The organism is Pseudoalteromonas lipolytica (assembly GCF_003515105.1).
GTDB classification, from domain to species: Bacteria; Pseudomonadota; Gammaproteobacteria; order Enterobacterales; family Alteromonadaceae; genus Pseudoalteromonas; species Pseudoalteromonas lipolytica.
Window position 1 is genome coordinate 444,042 of sequence record NZ_CP032091.1, and the last position, 15,006, is coordinate 459,047.

General features: G+C 39.7%; 11 protein-coding genes. 10 read left to right on the top strand and 1 reads right to left on the bottom strand.

Features of this window, described 5'->3' with window-relative positions:
* The first annotated feature begins 228 nt into the window (after nucleotides 1-228).
* The 7 genes from D0907_RS18250 (at nucleotide 229) to dgcA (ending at nucleotide 12,273) form a co-directional block, all read left to right on the top strand.
* On the top strand, nucleotides 229-3,198 hold the full coding sequence (locus D0907_RS18250) for a TonB-dependent receptor domain-containing protein (protein WP_162898072.1): 2,970 nt from the start codon (nucleotides 229-231) through the stop codon (nucleotides 3,196-3,198).
* A gap of 60 nt (nucleotides 3,199-3,258) precedes the next feature.
* Nucleotides 3,259-4,830: an N-acyl-D-amino-acid deacylase family protein gene (locus D0907_RS18255; RefSeq protein WP_065979197.1), complete on the top strand. Its 1,572-nt coding sequence runs from the start codon at nucleotides 3,259-3,261 to the stop codon at nucleotides 4,828-4,830.
* 140 nt (nucleotides 4,831-4,970) lie between these two features.
* Entirely contained in the window at nucleotides 4,971-7,385 is a 2,415-nt protein-coding gene (locus tag D0907_RS18260) for a M14 family zinc carboxypeptidase (protein WP_162898073.1), read from the top strand.
* 78 nt (nucleotides 7,386-7,463) lie between these two features.
* Complete coding sequence (locus D0907_RS18265) at nucleotides 7,464-9,188, top strand: Na+/H+ antiporter NhaC family protein (protein ID WP_065979199.1); 1,725 nt, start codon at nucleotides 7,464-7,466, stop codon at nucleotides 9,186-9,188.
* Between the two features lie 16 nt (nucleotides 9,189-9,204).
* The gene (gene dgcR / locus D0907_RS18270; RefSeq protein WP_065979200.1) at nucleotides 9,205-10,080 is read left to right on the top strand and encodes a LysR family transcriptional regulator DgcR; all 876 of its coding nucleotides are present in this window, start codon (nucleotides 9,205-9,207) and stop codon (nucleotides 10,078-10,080) included.
* Nucleotides 10,081-10,201: 121 nt separating this feature from the next.
* A complete protein-coding gene (dgcN, locus tag D0907_RS18275) occupies nucleotides 10,202-11,200 on the top strand; it encodes an N-acetyltransferase DgcN (RefSeq protein ID WP_065979201.1) in 999 nt (332 codons plus the stop codon).
* Nucleotides 11,194-12,273: an N-acetyl-D-Glu racemase DgcA gene (gene dgcA / locus D0907_RS18280; protein ID WP_244223155.1), complete on the top strand. Its 1,080-nt coding sequence runs from the start codon at nucleotides 11,194-11,196 to the stop codon at nucleotides 12,271-12,273. The genes dgcN and dgcA overlap by 7 nt, the downstream gene beginning before the upstream one ends.
* A 57-nt stretch (nucleotides 12,274-12,330) precedes the next feature.
* On the opposite strand, the gene D0907_RS18285 is transcribed toward dgcA, so the two are convergent.
* Nucleotides 12,331-12,789, bottom strand: coding sequence for a GyrI-like domain-containing protein (locus D0907_RS18285; RefSeq protein WP_065979202.1), 459 nt, complete (start codon nucleotides 12,787-12,789; stop codon nucleotides 12,331-12,333).
* Nucleotides 12,790-12,979: 190 nt separating this feature from the next.
* Here D0907_RS18285 and D0907_RS18290 point away from each other — a divergent pair, with 190 nt between their 5' ends.
* From D0907_RS18290 to D0907_RS18300, 3 genes are read left to right on the top strand one after another with little or no spacing between them, the layout of a single operon-like run.
* A complete protein-coding gene (locus tag D0907_RS18290) occupies nucleotides 12,980-13,606 on the top strand; it encodes a fused MFS/spermidine synthase (RefSeq protein WP_036972611.1) in 627 nt (208 codons plus the stop codon).
* Nucleotides 13,591-14,478 carry a spermidine synthase gene (locus D0907_RS18295; protein WP_065979203.1) on the top strand — a complete coding sequence of 296 codons (888 nt, stop codon included), beginning with the start codon at nucleotides 13,591-13,593 and terminating at the stop codon, nucleotides 14,476-14,478. Before D0907_RS18290 ends, D0907_RS18295 begins: the two co-directional genes overlap by 16 nt.
* Nucleotides 14,475-14,951, top strand: a complete 477-nt coding sequence (locus tag D0907_RS18300; protein ID WP_065979204.1) for a TlpA disulfide reductase family protein — start codon at nucleotides 14,475-14,477, stop codon at nucleotides 14,949-14,951. The genes D0907_RS18295 and D0907_RS18300 overlap by 4 nt, the downstream gene beginning before the upstream one ends.
* Nucleotides 14,952-15,006: the final 55 nt, after the last annotated feature.

Genomic DNA, 15,006 nt, shown 5'->3' on the forward strand with positions numbered 1-15,006 from the left:
ACTCCTCACTTTTTTATTTTTTCATATTGGTAACAAATCAATATCCAAAAATAGTGGTTTACTTTATTAGATTTTCTTTAGAACAGCTAAAGGTTGAATCATTTATCCAATAGTTTAGGCCTATAACCCAAGGCTATGATTTAAAGCTTTTTTGTCAATTGTTTAGGGTCAGTTAATTGTGCAAGGTAACGGATGGAATAATTAAAAATACAATACAGGATGATGAAGATGCCTTCGAAAAAGATAACAAAATACCCATTAAACAAAATAAGTTTCTCCTTATTAATTTCACTTAACCTACTCCATATTTCAGGAGTTGCAGCACAACAAACTAATAAGAAACAAGTTAAGACACCTGAAAAAGAAGAGTTAGAGATTATCAGTGTGGTTGGCTCGATGATCAAAGGAGCTAATATTGAAGGGGCACTCCCCGTGTCTGTTATTGATTCTGATGATGTTGATGCAATTGGTGCGACTTCTGGTAGTGAGTTGTTTGCGTCGATCCCAAGCAATGGAACAGTTAGCTTTAACGGTAATGATGTCGTGAGTGGTGTTTATGCCTCTCGAGGGGATGTTGCATCAATTAACTTACGTAGTATTGGTACTGGTAATACACTTGTACTGTTGAATGGGCGACGCTTAGTACAACACCCTGGTTCGCAAACAGAAAACTCAGTGCCAGTAACTACTGTTAATATGAATTCGATTCCAGTAATGGGGATTGATGCTGTTGAAGTTTTGCATGATGGCGCTGCTGCTATTTATGGTTCAGATGCGGTTGCTGGGGTAGTTAATACGCAAATGAAAAAGGACTTTAGCGGTTACCGTTTTGATATGCAGTATGGTCAGGCAGAAAATACGAGTCGTGAAAAACTCAATTTAAATGCGTTAGCTGGCTGGGATGTTAATAATGGTTCAACCAATATAACGGCTTCACTTAATTACTATCATGGTTCTGAAGTTATGGCTTCAGAAACGAAGTTTTCACGCAATAATGATTTAAGACCATTCTTAGAGGGCACTCGCTGGGAGGGAGATTCTAACTTTAGAAATAACTCAACAACAACTCCATGGGGACGCTTTGATGCGAGCCAAGCTGTTGACGGCCTGACAAGTTCCGCCGGACGGTTTCATATCGAAGATGTGGATGCCAGTGATTCAAATCAGCGATGTGTGTTAAGTAATGGCTTGTGTATTGATAGTGGTAGCATTTCAAGTGACACTCAAGGTTATAACACTAATAGTAGCCGTACGCTTATTCCTGAAACTGAACGGTTAAATTCATTTGTTTTTATTAATCATGAACTAAACTCAGGCACCGAATTATACAGTGAGCTTGGCTATTACCAAGCCGAGTCAAACTCACAACGAGGTGAAACCGCCACGTTAACCTCTGCACCAGTGACAATCTCAAGTGATGCATATTGGAACCCGCTAGGGAGCGGTATTAATCAAGTGTCTGGTTTTGGCATTCCTACACAAGGACTCGATGTCACTATTGATGCTTACCGTGTTGTTGATGCAGGTGCTAGAGGGATTAATGTGGATAATAAATCTTATCGTGCTTTGGCTGGTGTTAGAGGTGATCTCGATGCATGGAATTGGGACAGTGCGGTACTTTATTCCAAGGCTAAAACAGTTGATAAAACGAATAATCGTATAAGTTTAAGTCTCTTCCAAGACAGTGTAAATCGTCAAGATAGCTCTGCTTATAACCCATTTTGTAATGCATCTTGTAATTCTCAAGAGACGATTGATAGCTTTTTAATCGATATCAGTCGTGAGGGTGAAACAGAACTCGCATTAGTCGATTTTAAAGTGTCGAATCCTGCTTTATTTTCTCTACCAGCTGGCGATGTTGGAATAGCAATGGGGGCTGAGTGGCGTTATGAAAGTTTCGCAAACACTTATGACGACAGATTAAATGGCACCATAACCTACACAGACACTGTTACGGGGAGTAATTATGCTTCTGATGTTATGGGCTCTAGTGGTCAACCAAATGCTGATGGTTCACGTAATGTAGCGTCGGCATTTGTTGAGTTTGCAGGGGCCCTGATCAGCCCTGAAATGGAAGTCCCTCTAGTCGAGAAACTTAATTTTCAGCTTGCTGGTCGCTTTGAGCAGTACAATGACGTAGGAAGTGTATTTAAGCCAAAAGCAGTACTAAGCTGGTATCCTAGTTCTAGTTTACAAGTACGAGGTTCTTATTCAGAGGGGTTTAGAGCTCCTAACCTTGAGCAGCTTCATACCGCTAGTACAACCCGTGTTAATTACCCCACAGATTACTATCGATGCCAAGCGCGAATAAATAAAGGGGAGTTGAGCAACTTAAGTGAATGTAATGGCAGCGACAGCGTCTCTAATATTCGCTTAGGGAATACAAAACTAAAACCAGAAAATGATTACAACTACGGACTGGGCCTAGTTTATACGCCAGAATTTATTGACAACCTAACACTTACAGCCGACTTTTGGCGTATAGAACAAGAAGACCTGATCGGTATACGCTCCTATCAAAATATTGCTGACTTAGATTATTTCTACCGTTTAAATGGCGCAGCAAATCCGAATGTTATTCGCTCACAAGCAACTGCTGATGATATCGCTTTTTTTGACGGTTCTGGTTTGGTTGCTGTAGGCGACATGGTTGAAGTTGTTGGTTTATATGAAAACTTAGACTCACGTGTTACTGAGGGCCTCGATTTAAGTATCAACTATCGCTTAGCTGATACTGATTTTGGTGATTTTGATATAAAACTTAACGCGGCAAAATTACTAAAAGCATATCAAAGTGTTGATAGTGAGTCGGAAAAGTTAGCTGCATTAGGTTTACCTCTTGAAGATGTGGGCGATTTAATTCAAATGGACGGTCGTCCTGAGTGGCAAGCTACCGGTACTTTAACTTGGCGCTATAACAACTGGGGAGCGGGCTTGTATGGTAAATATGTTGGTGATTTTTACGATACTAGCGCCGTTCATGATGAAACCGGTGAGTATTGGCATGTAAGTAGTTGGAGTACTTTTAACGTGTATGGTCAATACACGTTTGATTCTGGTACTCGCGTTCGTTTAGGTATGCGAAATATGTTTGATAGAGAGCCGCCTTTAGCAGATGAAACATACGGTTATAACGCAAGCTTGCACAATGCAGAGGGGCGTTATTTATACGCTAATTTTAGTTTTAGTTTTGAATAAATAATCATTCAATTAGATGGGAAGTTGTGTGCTTCTCATCTGCTTTATGGGATATAAAAAATGCGAATTAATAAACTAACAAGCATCATCGCGAGTGTTATTTTGCTGGCGGGTTGTACCAAGGGAACTCATCAATCTATCGACACAATTATTATTGGAGATGTTATTTATAACGGAGCATCTCAAACTCCGTTTTCTGGTGTAATTGGTATTGATAAAGGCAATATAGTCTTCGTTCAAAAACATCTACCTACTGATATCAAAGCAAAAAAGACGATTAACGCGCAAGATCTTATCATCGCACCTGGTTTTATTGACCCTCATACACATGCGTGTAACGATTTTAAAGGTGGGCTGACAAATTTGAATGCAAACTACTTAACGCAAGGTGTCAGCACCGTGTTCTGTAACGTTGATGGCGGTGGCGATGTTGATGTTGCAGGAACATTGCAAGATTACCAGCAGCAAGGTATTGGCACCAATGTTGGGCTTTATGTTGGTCATGGCTCAGTACGTAAGGCGGTCATGGGGCGCGTAAATCGCACGCCAAGCAACAGCGAACTTGAACAAATGAGAGAGCTTGTAAAAGAGGCGATGAACGCGGGAGCATTGGGTTTATCAACTGGGCTCTATTATGTTCCTGGCAACTATGCGACAACCGAGGAGGTTATTGAGCTGGCTAAAATCGCAGCAGAGCATGGTGGTGTTTATGATAGTCATATTCGTGATGAAAGCTCTTACAGTATTGGTCTTATAGGCGCTATTGAAGAAGTTATAGCAATTGGTGAAGAAGCAAAGTTGCCCGTTCACATTGCTCACATTAAGGCGTTAGGAACTGACGTTTGGGGAGAAAGCGAGCAAGTTATTAAACTTATAGATAATGCGAGAGCGCGGGGAATAGAGGTGTCTGCAGATCAGTATCCTTGGCGAGCCTCAGGAACCAGTGTTGCGGGTAGTTTAGTACCACGCGAAGTGCTTGCCGGTAGCAAGGAAGAGTATTTAGCGAGATTACAAGACGCAGCGCAATGGCCTGCAATTCGTACAGCCATGTTAGAAAACTTAAGACGAAGAGGCGGTGCAGATTCTTTGTTAATAAGTGACCCTACGCGCCCTGATATACGTGGCAAGACACTGGCTCAAATAGCTGAAGATTGGCAGTTGGATGCAATTGACGCAGCAAAAAAAATAATTATTTCAGGTAATGCGCGTGTTGCCAGTTTTAATATGTCAGAGGACGATATTAAAGCTTATATGCAAGCTCCATGGGTGATGACATCATCCGATGGCAGCCCTGGTCACCCAAGAAAATACGCCTCTTTCCCAAAAAAATACCATGAATATGTTTATCAAAAAAAATGGCTCAATCTAGCTGAGTTTATATATAAAAGCAGCACGCTAACTGCAGAGACATTTGGTTTAACTAACAGGGGGAAATTAGTTGTGGGAAATGTTGCTGATATTGTTATTTTTGATAAAGAAAAATTTGCTGCTAATGCAGATTATTTAAACCCTGAAAAGCTAAGTTCTGGTGTGCAATGGATGCTAATAAATGGCCAGTTAGCTATTGATAATGGCAAAGTGTTAAATGTATTGGCAGGCCAAACTATTCGACAAAATCAATCACTAAGGTAGTCATTATGAAAATGTTTTTTAAGGCGCTTTTCTGTTGCATCGTCATGTTTTCTTCTTGTTATGTGTTCTCTAGCGCCGCGAGTAATTTTTATAGCTCATCAACGAATTTTAATTCAGATATAATTTCCCCAGAGAACTTTTTGGGTCATCAATTAGGTGAGCAAATGGTTCGTAATGATCAGTTAGTTGCTTACTTTAAGATGTTATCGGAACAATCAGAGCGCGTTAGTTTTGAAGTAATTGGCTATAGTCATGAGCGCAGACCAATAATTACTTTGACAATTAGCTCGCCAGAGAACCTAAAAAAGCTGCCCGAAATCCAGCAAAAGCATATACTTTTACAGCAAGGTAACGCATTAAATACTTCAAATATGCCAGTGATAAGTTGGATTAACTTTGGTGTTCATGGCAGCGAAGTAAGCTCAACAGATTCTGCGATACCTATTGCCTACCACCTTGCAGCAGCACAAGATAAAGAAACAGAAAAGCTATTAGAAAATAGCATTATTTTGTTAACAGCAAGTATGAACCCTGATGGCAATAGTCGTGAAGCCTCTTGGAATTTACGTTATCAATCAGAGGTATCTATTAGCGACCCTGCGCATGCTTTACATGGTTCTCCATGGCCATCAGGGAGAACCAATCATTATTGGTTTGATTTAAACCGGCAGTGGATGTTGCAGCAACACCCAGAGCCTGTGAGTTGGGTGAAAAAGTTCCACGACTGGCGACCAAATATTGTGGCTGATTTTCATGAAATGCGCTCTTATAAATCGTTTTATTTTCACCCTGGAGCGCCTGATAGGGTTCATCCATTAATCAATAAGCAGGCTATGACGTTGTTATCGGATGTTGTCGAGCAACCTCGCGCGTATCTAGATAGCTCTGCTACTTTGTTTTTTAATGAAGAGGCCTATGATAATTTCTACCTTGGCAAAGGAGCGACCTATCCACATTTATACGGTAGTTTAGGTATTCTATTTGAACAGGCCAGCTCTGCTGGGATTTTGGAAACACCAAGAGGGCTGTTGTCATTTCGAGAAAATATTAAAACGTATTATCATGTAGGCTTAGCGCTTCTTAATAATGCTGTAGACAAAAAGCAGGCCTTACTTAATTATCAGTATCAGTTTTTTAAAGAGACTAGAGAAACCGCGAAGAACGATAGTGTTAAAGGGTATGTATTTTCAGCACCAGAAGACCCTGCAAAGATCTTTCATTTCTTACAGCTACTTAGCCGCAATAAAATAGACGTTAAGCCCCTGACAAAAGACATAACCGTTAACGGTAAATCATTTTTTGCAAATCAAGCATACGTTGTTGAATCTGCACAAGCGAGTTATCCCATGCTTAAAGGTTTGTTCTCAAAAGTAACGCGCTTTGAAAATAATACATTTTATGATGTATCTGGCTGGACGATGCCCTTGGCTTTTGGTATTGAGTATGAAGAGCTCAAACAAAGTAATTACCAAGTAGGTGAAGTGCTTGCTGTTACTTTTCCTCGCCAACCCTCTCCAAGTGAGGCTCAGGTTGCTTATGCATTTGAATGGAGCAATTATTACGCCCCTAAGTTGATGTATCAATTACTGCAAGAAGGTTTTCGTCCCCGTGTTGCGAATAATGGCTTTCAAGCAGAAACAGACCAAGGGCAAAAAACATTTATGCGCGGTACTGTGGTGGTGCCTGTATCGAATCAAGATAAAAGCAAATTACATTCATTAATGAGTCAAGCTGCAGAGCAAGACGCGATAGCTAGCTACGCATTGCAATCATCGCATACTCAGAGTATTGGTATGGATTTGGGTAGTAATAATATCGAAGCAATTGAACAGCCTCACGTTTTACTTGTTATTGGGCCTTCTATTTCACAGTATCAAGCAGGAGAAGTTTGGCACCTACTTGATAAACGCATGAATATTCCTAGTGTTTTAGTGACTAAATCACAGTTAGAAAAGTTAGATCTAAATAACTACAGCCACATTGTGCTTGTTGACGGTCAACACGCAAATATTAATAAGAAAACCACCGATAAGTTATTAACTTGGACCCGCTCGGGAGGGACATTTATTGGTATAGCTGATGGTGCTAAGTGGGCCAGTAAAGAGTTGCTAGATCTTGTTACGGTCGAGGTTGCTGCGGGTATTGAGAATCAGCAAGAAAGAATCAATTATGCCCAGAAGTCACACCTTGAGGCGCAGGATATTATTGGTGGTGCCGTCATGTTAGGAGACTTAGACATTACCCACCCGCTTGGATACGGTTATGTAAGAAGAGAGATTGCGAGTCACCGAAGTGGCTTACTGGCGTTTGAAATGCCAAAAAACCCTTACGCGTCTATTGTACAGATAGCTCAAAAACCGTTATTAACAGGATTTGCTTCAGTTGAGAATCAACAGCAACTAGCAGGGAAAACAAGTTTAGTTGCACAAAGGTTAGGAAAGGGAAGTGTCATTTTATTTGCCGATGATCCAAACTTTAGAGGCTACTTTTATGGAACAGAGAAGCTATTTTTAAATAGCTTATTCTTTTCAAAGCTATTCGTATCGCCCAGATAGTGTGTATTTTTGAGCCCCAAGCTTTCGACTTTGGGCTCAAGTTGGGTGTTCATTTGCATTTCAAAAAAAGACAATAAAATGATAAGCAACAATAAACTTTTACCCTTTCTGATCCTACTATGTGCCATTGCAAGTGCACTGTATGTGAACTTTTTTGTCACTCCAACATGGTTAGAGCAATCTTATTTATACGATACATATCAAACTGAGAATAATCAGTTTGCTTATATTTATAAAGGAAAAGAAGTCACTATAAACTCAGTTGTGGCATATCAAGACTCCCTTTTAAATCAAGCCTCTTTAGATGCGAGTAAACAAACTCCGAGTTTAAAAGAGCAATGGGTTATAAATGATGATGGCGAGATACGCTTACTAAAACCTGCCTTTCATTATGGCTTATGGTCACTGCTGCCTGCATTTGTCACCATTTTATTGTGTTTGATTACCAAAGAGCCGCTTACATCTCTATTTAGTGGCATTGTTGTTGGGGCTTTATTACTTGGTCACTACGACTTAACAAATGACGTTATCATTGTGAATTTAGCAACTGAAAGTAGCGCAGCTTTGTTACTGCTTTACTTGTGGTTATTAGGAGGGTTGATTGGTATCTGGTCTCGAACTGGGGCGGCTCAAGCGTTTGCGAATTTTATGACAAAGCACTTTGTGAAAGGGCAGCGCTCAGCCAAATTGATTTCATGGTTTTTAGGCGTTATTTTTTTTCAAGGCGGTACCATGAGTACAACCTTAGTTGGCACCACAGTGCGTCCCCTTGCTGATAAAGCAAAAGTGAGCCATGAAGAAATGAGCTATATTGTTGATTCAACAGCCTCTCCTATTGCATCAATCCTCGCATTTAATGCATGGCCTGCTTATATTCAAGCGCTAATTTTTGTACCAGGAGTTTCCTTTCTTGCAACAGAGTCAGAGCGGATTAAATTTTTCTTCTCTAGTATTCCATTTAGTTTTTATAGTTTCTTTGCCGTTTTGGGCACATTTCTGTTAAGCATGAATATTACTCGTTTTTCTGGTAAGCGGATCAGAGATGCTCATCAACGCGCATTATCAACAGGACAGCTTGATGCCCCAGACGCAACACCATTGAGTGCAAAAGAGTTACAGCAAACCCATGTCCCTTCTCATTACTCGCCACATGTATTAGAGTTTTTATTGCCTTTGATAAGCTTGATTAGTATCGCCATTTTTACTTTTTTATACAGTGGTACGCCTGAAGTTAATTGGGCATTTGGGATTGCGTTATTAATGTCTGCGTTTATTGCGCTGTGTAAAGGTATGTCGTTAAGTGACCTTATGGACGGGTTTGCAACAGGCTTAAAAGGTGTTGTTGTTGCCTCTGTTATTTTAATGCTTGCGGTTATTATAGGAACCATTAGTAAACAAATTGGTGGAGGTTTGTACCTTGTATCTTTACTTGGGAATGGTTTGCCCTTTTGGTTGCTGCCAATACTTCTACAGCTGATCACGCTAGCAATTGCTTTTTCAACAGGCACTAGTTGGGGGACCTATGCTGTCGCATTTCCTTTAGCAATGCCACTTGCTTGGGCTATTAGTCAATCACAAGAACTAGCACACCCAGAGTTATTTATGGCTGTATGCTTTGCTGCGGTTTTAAATGGGAGTGTATTTGGTGATCAGTGCTCACCTATCTCAGATACAACGATTTTAAGCGCTATGACCACAGGGTGTGATCTGATGGACCATGTTAAGTCGCAGCTTGTTCCTGCATCTATTGCTGCTGGTTTGGCTGGCTCACTTTGGACTTTGACAGTTTACTTTTTTGCCTAATTTTGGGAGTTAATAAATGCGACTGCGACATATCGAAGTGTTTCATGCAATCTATACAACGGGTTCAATAACGAATGCCGCTAAAGCTTTGCATGTATCACAACCCTCAGTTAGTAAAGTTTTATCGCATGCGGAGATGCAATTAGGTTTTAAGTTATTTGAGCGGGTAAAGGGGCGTCTCATTCCAACGGAAGAGGCGTCGATGCTATTTAATGAAGTTGACAAAATTTACCAGCAAATGCGCTCGATTAAAAACACAGCCGAAAACATAAAAAAAGCAGAGTTTGGCAATATTAATTTAAGTGTTACTCCAGCTTTAGGTTTCGATGCACTTCCCTGTGCAATTGCAAAGTACCATCGAAAATATCCTAAAGTTAATTTTAATGTTCAAACAATTCATAATAATGAGGCCTTACAAGCATTACTTGAACATAAATGCGATTTAGCTGTTGTTTTTTCGCCAAGTGCGATGCCTGGTGTTAAAGCTATTAAAATTGCGCAGTCAGAACTTGTTGCGGTCTTTCCTAGAAATCTTTTTCCTTTAATTCCAGCTCATCTGACGTTTCAAGAATTAGAAGGTGCAGAGTTTATTGATATAAGTGATAGTGGTCCCTTAGGACATATTTTGTGGAAACGTATGCTTGCAGAAAATGTAGTCCTAGACTCTACAATAAAAGTACAAACTTACTTCATTGCAGCTCGGTTAGTTGCACAAGGGGTTGGTGTATGTATTGTTGATAAGTACACTGCGATTGGAAACTTATCTGATGATATCGCTATTGCATCATTTAGCCCTCCTTTACTTTTCAATGTGAGTGCTCTGCATTTAGAAAACAAAGCTTTATCACATGTTTTAGATACATTTATTAATGAGTTATCTCATTGTATTTAAAGAGTATTTATTTCAAGTATAAACGCAGGTTATAGGTGCAATAATTCTTCATTCTTTTCTTAATTTTAAAAAATAATATGCTCTGTTTAGTCAATTTTTCTTTCTAAATTAGAGATATATTATGCAAATTAAGCCTCCTTATTTACTATTTATTGGTGATGCGACTGATAAACTTTCAATTAAAATGGCACAAAGTTTAGCTGATTGGCGCGCTGAACTTTGTGTAGGCGAGCTGAGCGTTAGCGGTTGTACAGTGAGTACCGGCCTCAATCAATGTAGCATCTCTGAAGCTGCTAAGTTAGGTGCAAAAACATTTGTTCTAGGTTTTGCCAATAGTGGTGGTGTGTTAGACAAAAAGTGGTTGCCAATTATTAGTGAGGCGATAGAGCACGGGATGAACATCATAAGTGGGCTTCACGAAAAGCTCACTAACTTTGATGAGCTAGTTACTCTTTCGCAAAAGTACAATACAAGCTTACTGGATATTCGTCACCCAAATGTAACATTTGCAACAGGCAAGGGATATAAACGCAAAGGTAAGCGATTACTTACTGTAGGAACAGATTGCTCTGTGGGTAAAATGTATACTAGCTTAAGCCTAGAAAAAGCGATGAAAGAACAAAATATAGATGTCGACTTTAGGGCTACGGGACAGTGCGGAATTCTAATCTCTGGCAGTGGTGTGGCAATAGATTGCGTTATTGCTGATTTTATTTCCGGTGCTGCTGAATCATTAAGTCCTGATGCAAACGAAAACCATTGGGATATTATCGAAGGGCAAGGCTCGCTATCACACCCTGCTTTTGCTGGGGTTAGCTTAGGATTGTTACATGGTTCGCAGCCTGATGCGCTAGTAATATGTCATGCTTTAAATAGAACTTATATGCGTGGCTTACCTCACACTTCCTTTCCTAGTATTGAAACGACGATAGAGTTAAATATTGTTGCAGCAAAATTAACGAATCCTGACGTTAAGGTTGTCGGTATCTCGGTCAATACATCCAGTGTTACTAGTGAAGAAGGGAATGCAATTTGTGAGCGCCTAAGTCAGACATTTGGCGTGCCTTGTGTTGATCCCCTTCGTGATGGTGTAAATTCAATAGTGGCCAACTTATGCTAACAGAAAGATTATTTAAGAAAACGATAGAAACGTTGTCGACTATGTACACTGTTTCTGTTTTTCATCAGGCAATTCCATTGAAATCAGAGTTTAAAATTTCCAGAGGAACAAAGAAGTGTGCAAATGTACTCGTCGTTGTGATTGAAGATAAAGAATTTTATGGTTGGGCTGAATCGGTTCCATATGCGCGTTATGATGAATCAATAAGTACGGCTGCAGAACAAATTAAAGCGTTGCTTTCTGATAACTCTTTCACAAGCAAGATGGAACTTCCTGAGTTAATAAGCAAATTACAGCCTGGGGCTGCTCGTAATGCGCTAGATTGTGCTTGTTGGGATCTTCAAGCAAAACAAGCAGGACGCTCGGTTGCTGATATATTGAGTAAGAATTGTATAAACAGCACTTGTGCGCATACACTTAGCATTGATACTCCACAGGCTATGAAGAAGGCCGTGTTGGAAATGAATTCTCCTCCTTTAGTTAAAGTAAAGTTAGATAAACAAGATATCATCGCGAGGATGACTGCTATTGCGCATGCTGCGCCTCATAGTAAGTTTATTGTTGATGCAAATGAAGACTGGAGTTTTGGAGATCTAGAAGATAACGTAGAGGCTCTGAAAGCACTTAATGTTGTTCTTATAGAACAACCCTTGCCTGCTGGTAAGGACGATATACTTATCAATTTTGAATCACCAATACCTCTTTGTGCCGATGAGTCTTGCCATACTGAAAATGATCTTCCTTATTTGCAGGAACGGTATCAGGTCCTCAATATTAAATTGGATAAAACAGGAGGACTGACTCAAGCTTGTATTTTAGCAAGTAAGGCTAAGGAAATGGGTTTTGATATTATGCTTGGATGTATGGTGGGCAGCTCTTTAGCAATGGCTCCAGCTTCATTACTTGCAGCACAAGCGAGTTATGTCGATTTGGATGGACCTCTTTTGGTGTTAAAAGACAGAAAACACAGTTTTAATTATTTGCACGGAGTAATGACTGTTCTTCAAGATAATCTATGGGGAGGAGCAATTAGCAATGAGCGCTTTTTCGTTGATAGCTTAAGATTACAGTAGTATTTATAATTAAGCTCCCAAAAGCTTGTTATAGCTGGGAGCTTAAAAGCATAATGTCTATTCAACAGAAATAAACACCTCAACCTCATCGCTACTTTTATAAAACTCGTAGTCAGTTTTATAAGCGCGAATGTGTGGGCACTGCTCATTACTAAAGTATTGCCAAACTTGAACCCATACATCAATCACTGCGTGTGGCATACTTCCTTGACCATTAAAGCGAAGATAATGCCCTGCAGCCAGATCAACGGACTCTGTTTCTACCGTGTTTATCGGGGTATTAGTACAGGCATATACATCAAAGTCGCCGGTGACATCCGATTCGTAATGTGTATACACACCGTAAACATGGCTTGTTGAGGTCAGTTCTGGTGCTATTTCGCTATAAAAACGTTGCCATAAATGCCCTATTTGAGCGCCCTCGCCACTCATTTCATTCGCGTTACACGTGCGCACTTTAAAACCTGAAAGTGATTTTATTTCGCTAACGTTGATTGAGGTAATGTGCTGTTCCATCGCTTGAATCCTTTTTTAATTGCTCCCGATAAAATACCAGACGATGACCTAATTAGCCTCTTTTTTTATAAAGGTTATTTAAAAAGGTATTTTTATCAATGCCCCTTTTATGGGCAAAAAACAGTCATAGCATCGAGTTCATCATCAGGTTAAGATGGATTAAAACTATAACGAAATCAGCAGGTGTTTAATGAATAAAATCAATGCGCTTATCTACTTTTTAGCATTCAGTAGTGGCTTTTGTATAATGGGGATTGAATTACTCGGTGGGCGAATTTTAGCCCCATTTTTTGGTAGTAGTGTGCATATTTGGGGCAGTATTATTACAGTGTTTATGTTGAGCTTATCAATTGGTTATTTGCTTGGCGGTAAACTTTCTACTCGCAACCCAACATTAACCAAATATGGCGCTATCTTTTTTATTGCCAGTATTATGGTGATACCAATAGTTATGTTTGCTGAGCCAATTATGGCTTTTATTTTTAGTCATATCGAAGACAGTCGTTATGGTTCTCTGCTTGCCTCAATGGCATTGTTTTTCATTCCAACTATTATTTTAGGCATGATCTCGCCATATTCGGTGCGGTTATTGGTTACCGATCATGAAAAAAGTGGACAAGTGGCTGGCGGGTTATATTTTGTGAGTACATTAGGCAGTGCGCTGGGCACTATTATCACTTCGTTTTATATGGTGCTGGCATTTGATGTTAATGATATTATTAAAACATTTGCTGCTGTACTCGGTGCTTTGGGGTTACTTGCTATTGTTGTGAGTCAGCTTTCGGTTAAGGAGCGTGCTGTATGCTTAGAGTCTTAATATGGTTAGTGTTAATCATGCCATTCATTGCACAAAGCAAGGTAATACACAAAGAACGCTCTTTGTATCGCAACATTTTGGTCGAGAAAAATGCTGACTTACTGTGTTTAAAATTTAATGAAAAAACCCGTAAAAGTACGCAAAGTTGTATGTACCAAAGTGACCCTAAAAAGTTAGTGTTTAATTACACTAAAATGACCTTCGCAAGTTTATTATTTATTGATAATCCAAAGAATGTGCTCATTATTGGATTGGGGGGTGGCACACTTTCTAACACCATTCATGAACTCTACCCCAATGCACACATAGAAAATGTAGAAATTGACCCTGCGGTGATTAAAGTTGCACGCGATTATTTTGATTTTGTTGAAACCGACAGCGTGACATCAAAAGTGCAAGATGGACGCATTTTTATAAAACGCGCGGCATTAAAAAAGCAAAAGTACGACTGGATTATTCTTGATGCCTTTAACGGCGACTACATTCCTGAGCACTTACTAACAAAAGAGTTTTTTGCTGAAGTAAAAAGTGTTCTGACCAAAAACGGCGTTGTTGCCGCGAACACCTTTTCATCAAGTAAGCTTTATCAGCACGAGTCTGCAACCTATTTTGATGTCTTTGGTGATTTTGTAAATGTAGTGACAGATAAAGATTCTAACCGGATAATTTTAGCGGGTTTTCATGCCATGCCCACAGAGCAACAAATTGCTGAGCGGGTAAAGCGTTTAACGCCAAAATTAGCCCCTTATGATGTCGATATGCAGTTGCTTAGTGAGCACTTGTTTTATACTAAAGGCAACCAAGACTGGCCAAAAGACACCAAGGTCTTAACGGATCAATATTCACCAGCAAACTTGTTAAATTATCAATGATCAAACTCATCTTCGCTCTATTTCTTTTTGTTAGCTCTGCTGTGATAGCAGAGCAACCTGCATCGACAACTGTTTCACCTAGCCAGCAACAACTCGCAGCGTTACTCAGTCAAAATAAAGGAAAAGTGGTGCTATTAGATTTTTGGGCATCGTGGTGCAGCCCTTGTCGTCGCTCGTTTCCTTGGCTTATTGAAATGCAAAATACGTATCGTGAACAAGGATTGACGGTTATTGCGGTTAACATTGATGTAGAGCGCGCAGATGCTGAGAAGTTTTTAACTGATTTTGCGGTTAATTTTAATATCATTTATGACCCCGATGCTGTCATAGGCAGGCAATATCAACTTAAAGGGATGCCCAGCAGTTTTTTAATTGATAAAGAAGGGATAGTCCGCTACCAACATACGGGCTTTGTAATTAATAAGTTAGACCAATATGAGCAGCATATTAAAACGTTAATCGCACCTTTATGAACTGACAGGTTATTATTTTCGTTGTTTCGGTTTTTTCGATTAGTTCTATCTATTT

Bases quoted from the DNA above. Each gene is read 5' to 3' on its own strand.
- D0907_RS18285 (WP_065979202.1), bottom strand. From the start codon at position 12,789: ATGGAACAGCACATTACCTCAATCAACGTTAGCGAAATAAAATCACTT.
- D0907_RS18290 (WP_036972611.1), top strand. From the start codon at position 12,980: ATGAATAAAATCAATGCGCTTATCTACTTTTTAGCATTCAGTAGTGGC.
- D0907_RS18265 (WP_065979199.1), top strand. From the start codon at position 7,464: ATGATAAGCAACAATAAACTTTTACCCTTTCTGATCCTACTATGTGCC.
- D0907_RS18255 (WP_065979197.1), top strand. From the start codon at position 3,259: ATGCGAATTAATAAACTAACAAGCATCATCGCGAGTGTTATTTTGCTG.
- dgcN (WP_065979201.1), top strand. From the start codon at position 10,202: ATGCAAATTAAGCCTCCTTATTTACTATTTATTGGTGATGCGACTGAT.
- dgcR (WP_065979200.1), top strand. From the start codon at position 9,205: ATGCGACTGCGACATATCGAAGTGTTTCATGCAATCTATACAACGGGT.
- D0907_RS18295 (WP_065979203.1), top strand. From the start codon at position 13,591: ATGCTTAGAGTCTTAATATGGTTAGTGTTAATCATGCCATTCATTGCA.
- D0907_RS18250 (WP_162898072.1), top strand. From the start codon at position 229: ATGCCTTCGAAAAAGATAACAAAATACCCATTAAACAAAATAAGTTTC.
- D0907_RS18300 (WP_065979204.1), top strand. From the start codon at position 14,475: ATGATCAAACTCATCTTCGCTCTATTTCTTTTTGTTAGCTCTGCTGTG.
- dgcA (WP_244223155.1), top strand. From the start codon at position 11,194: ATGCTAACAGAAAGATTATTTAAGAAAACGATAGAAACGTTGTCGACT.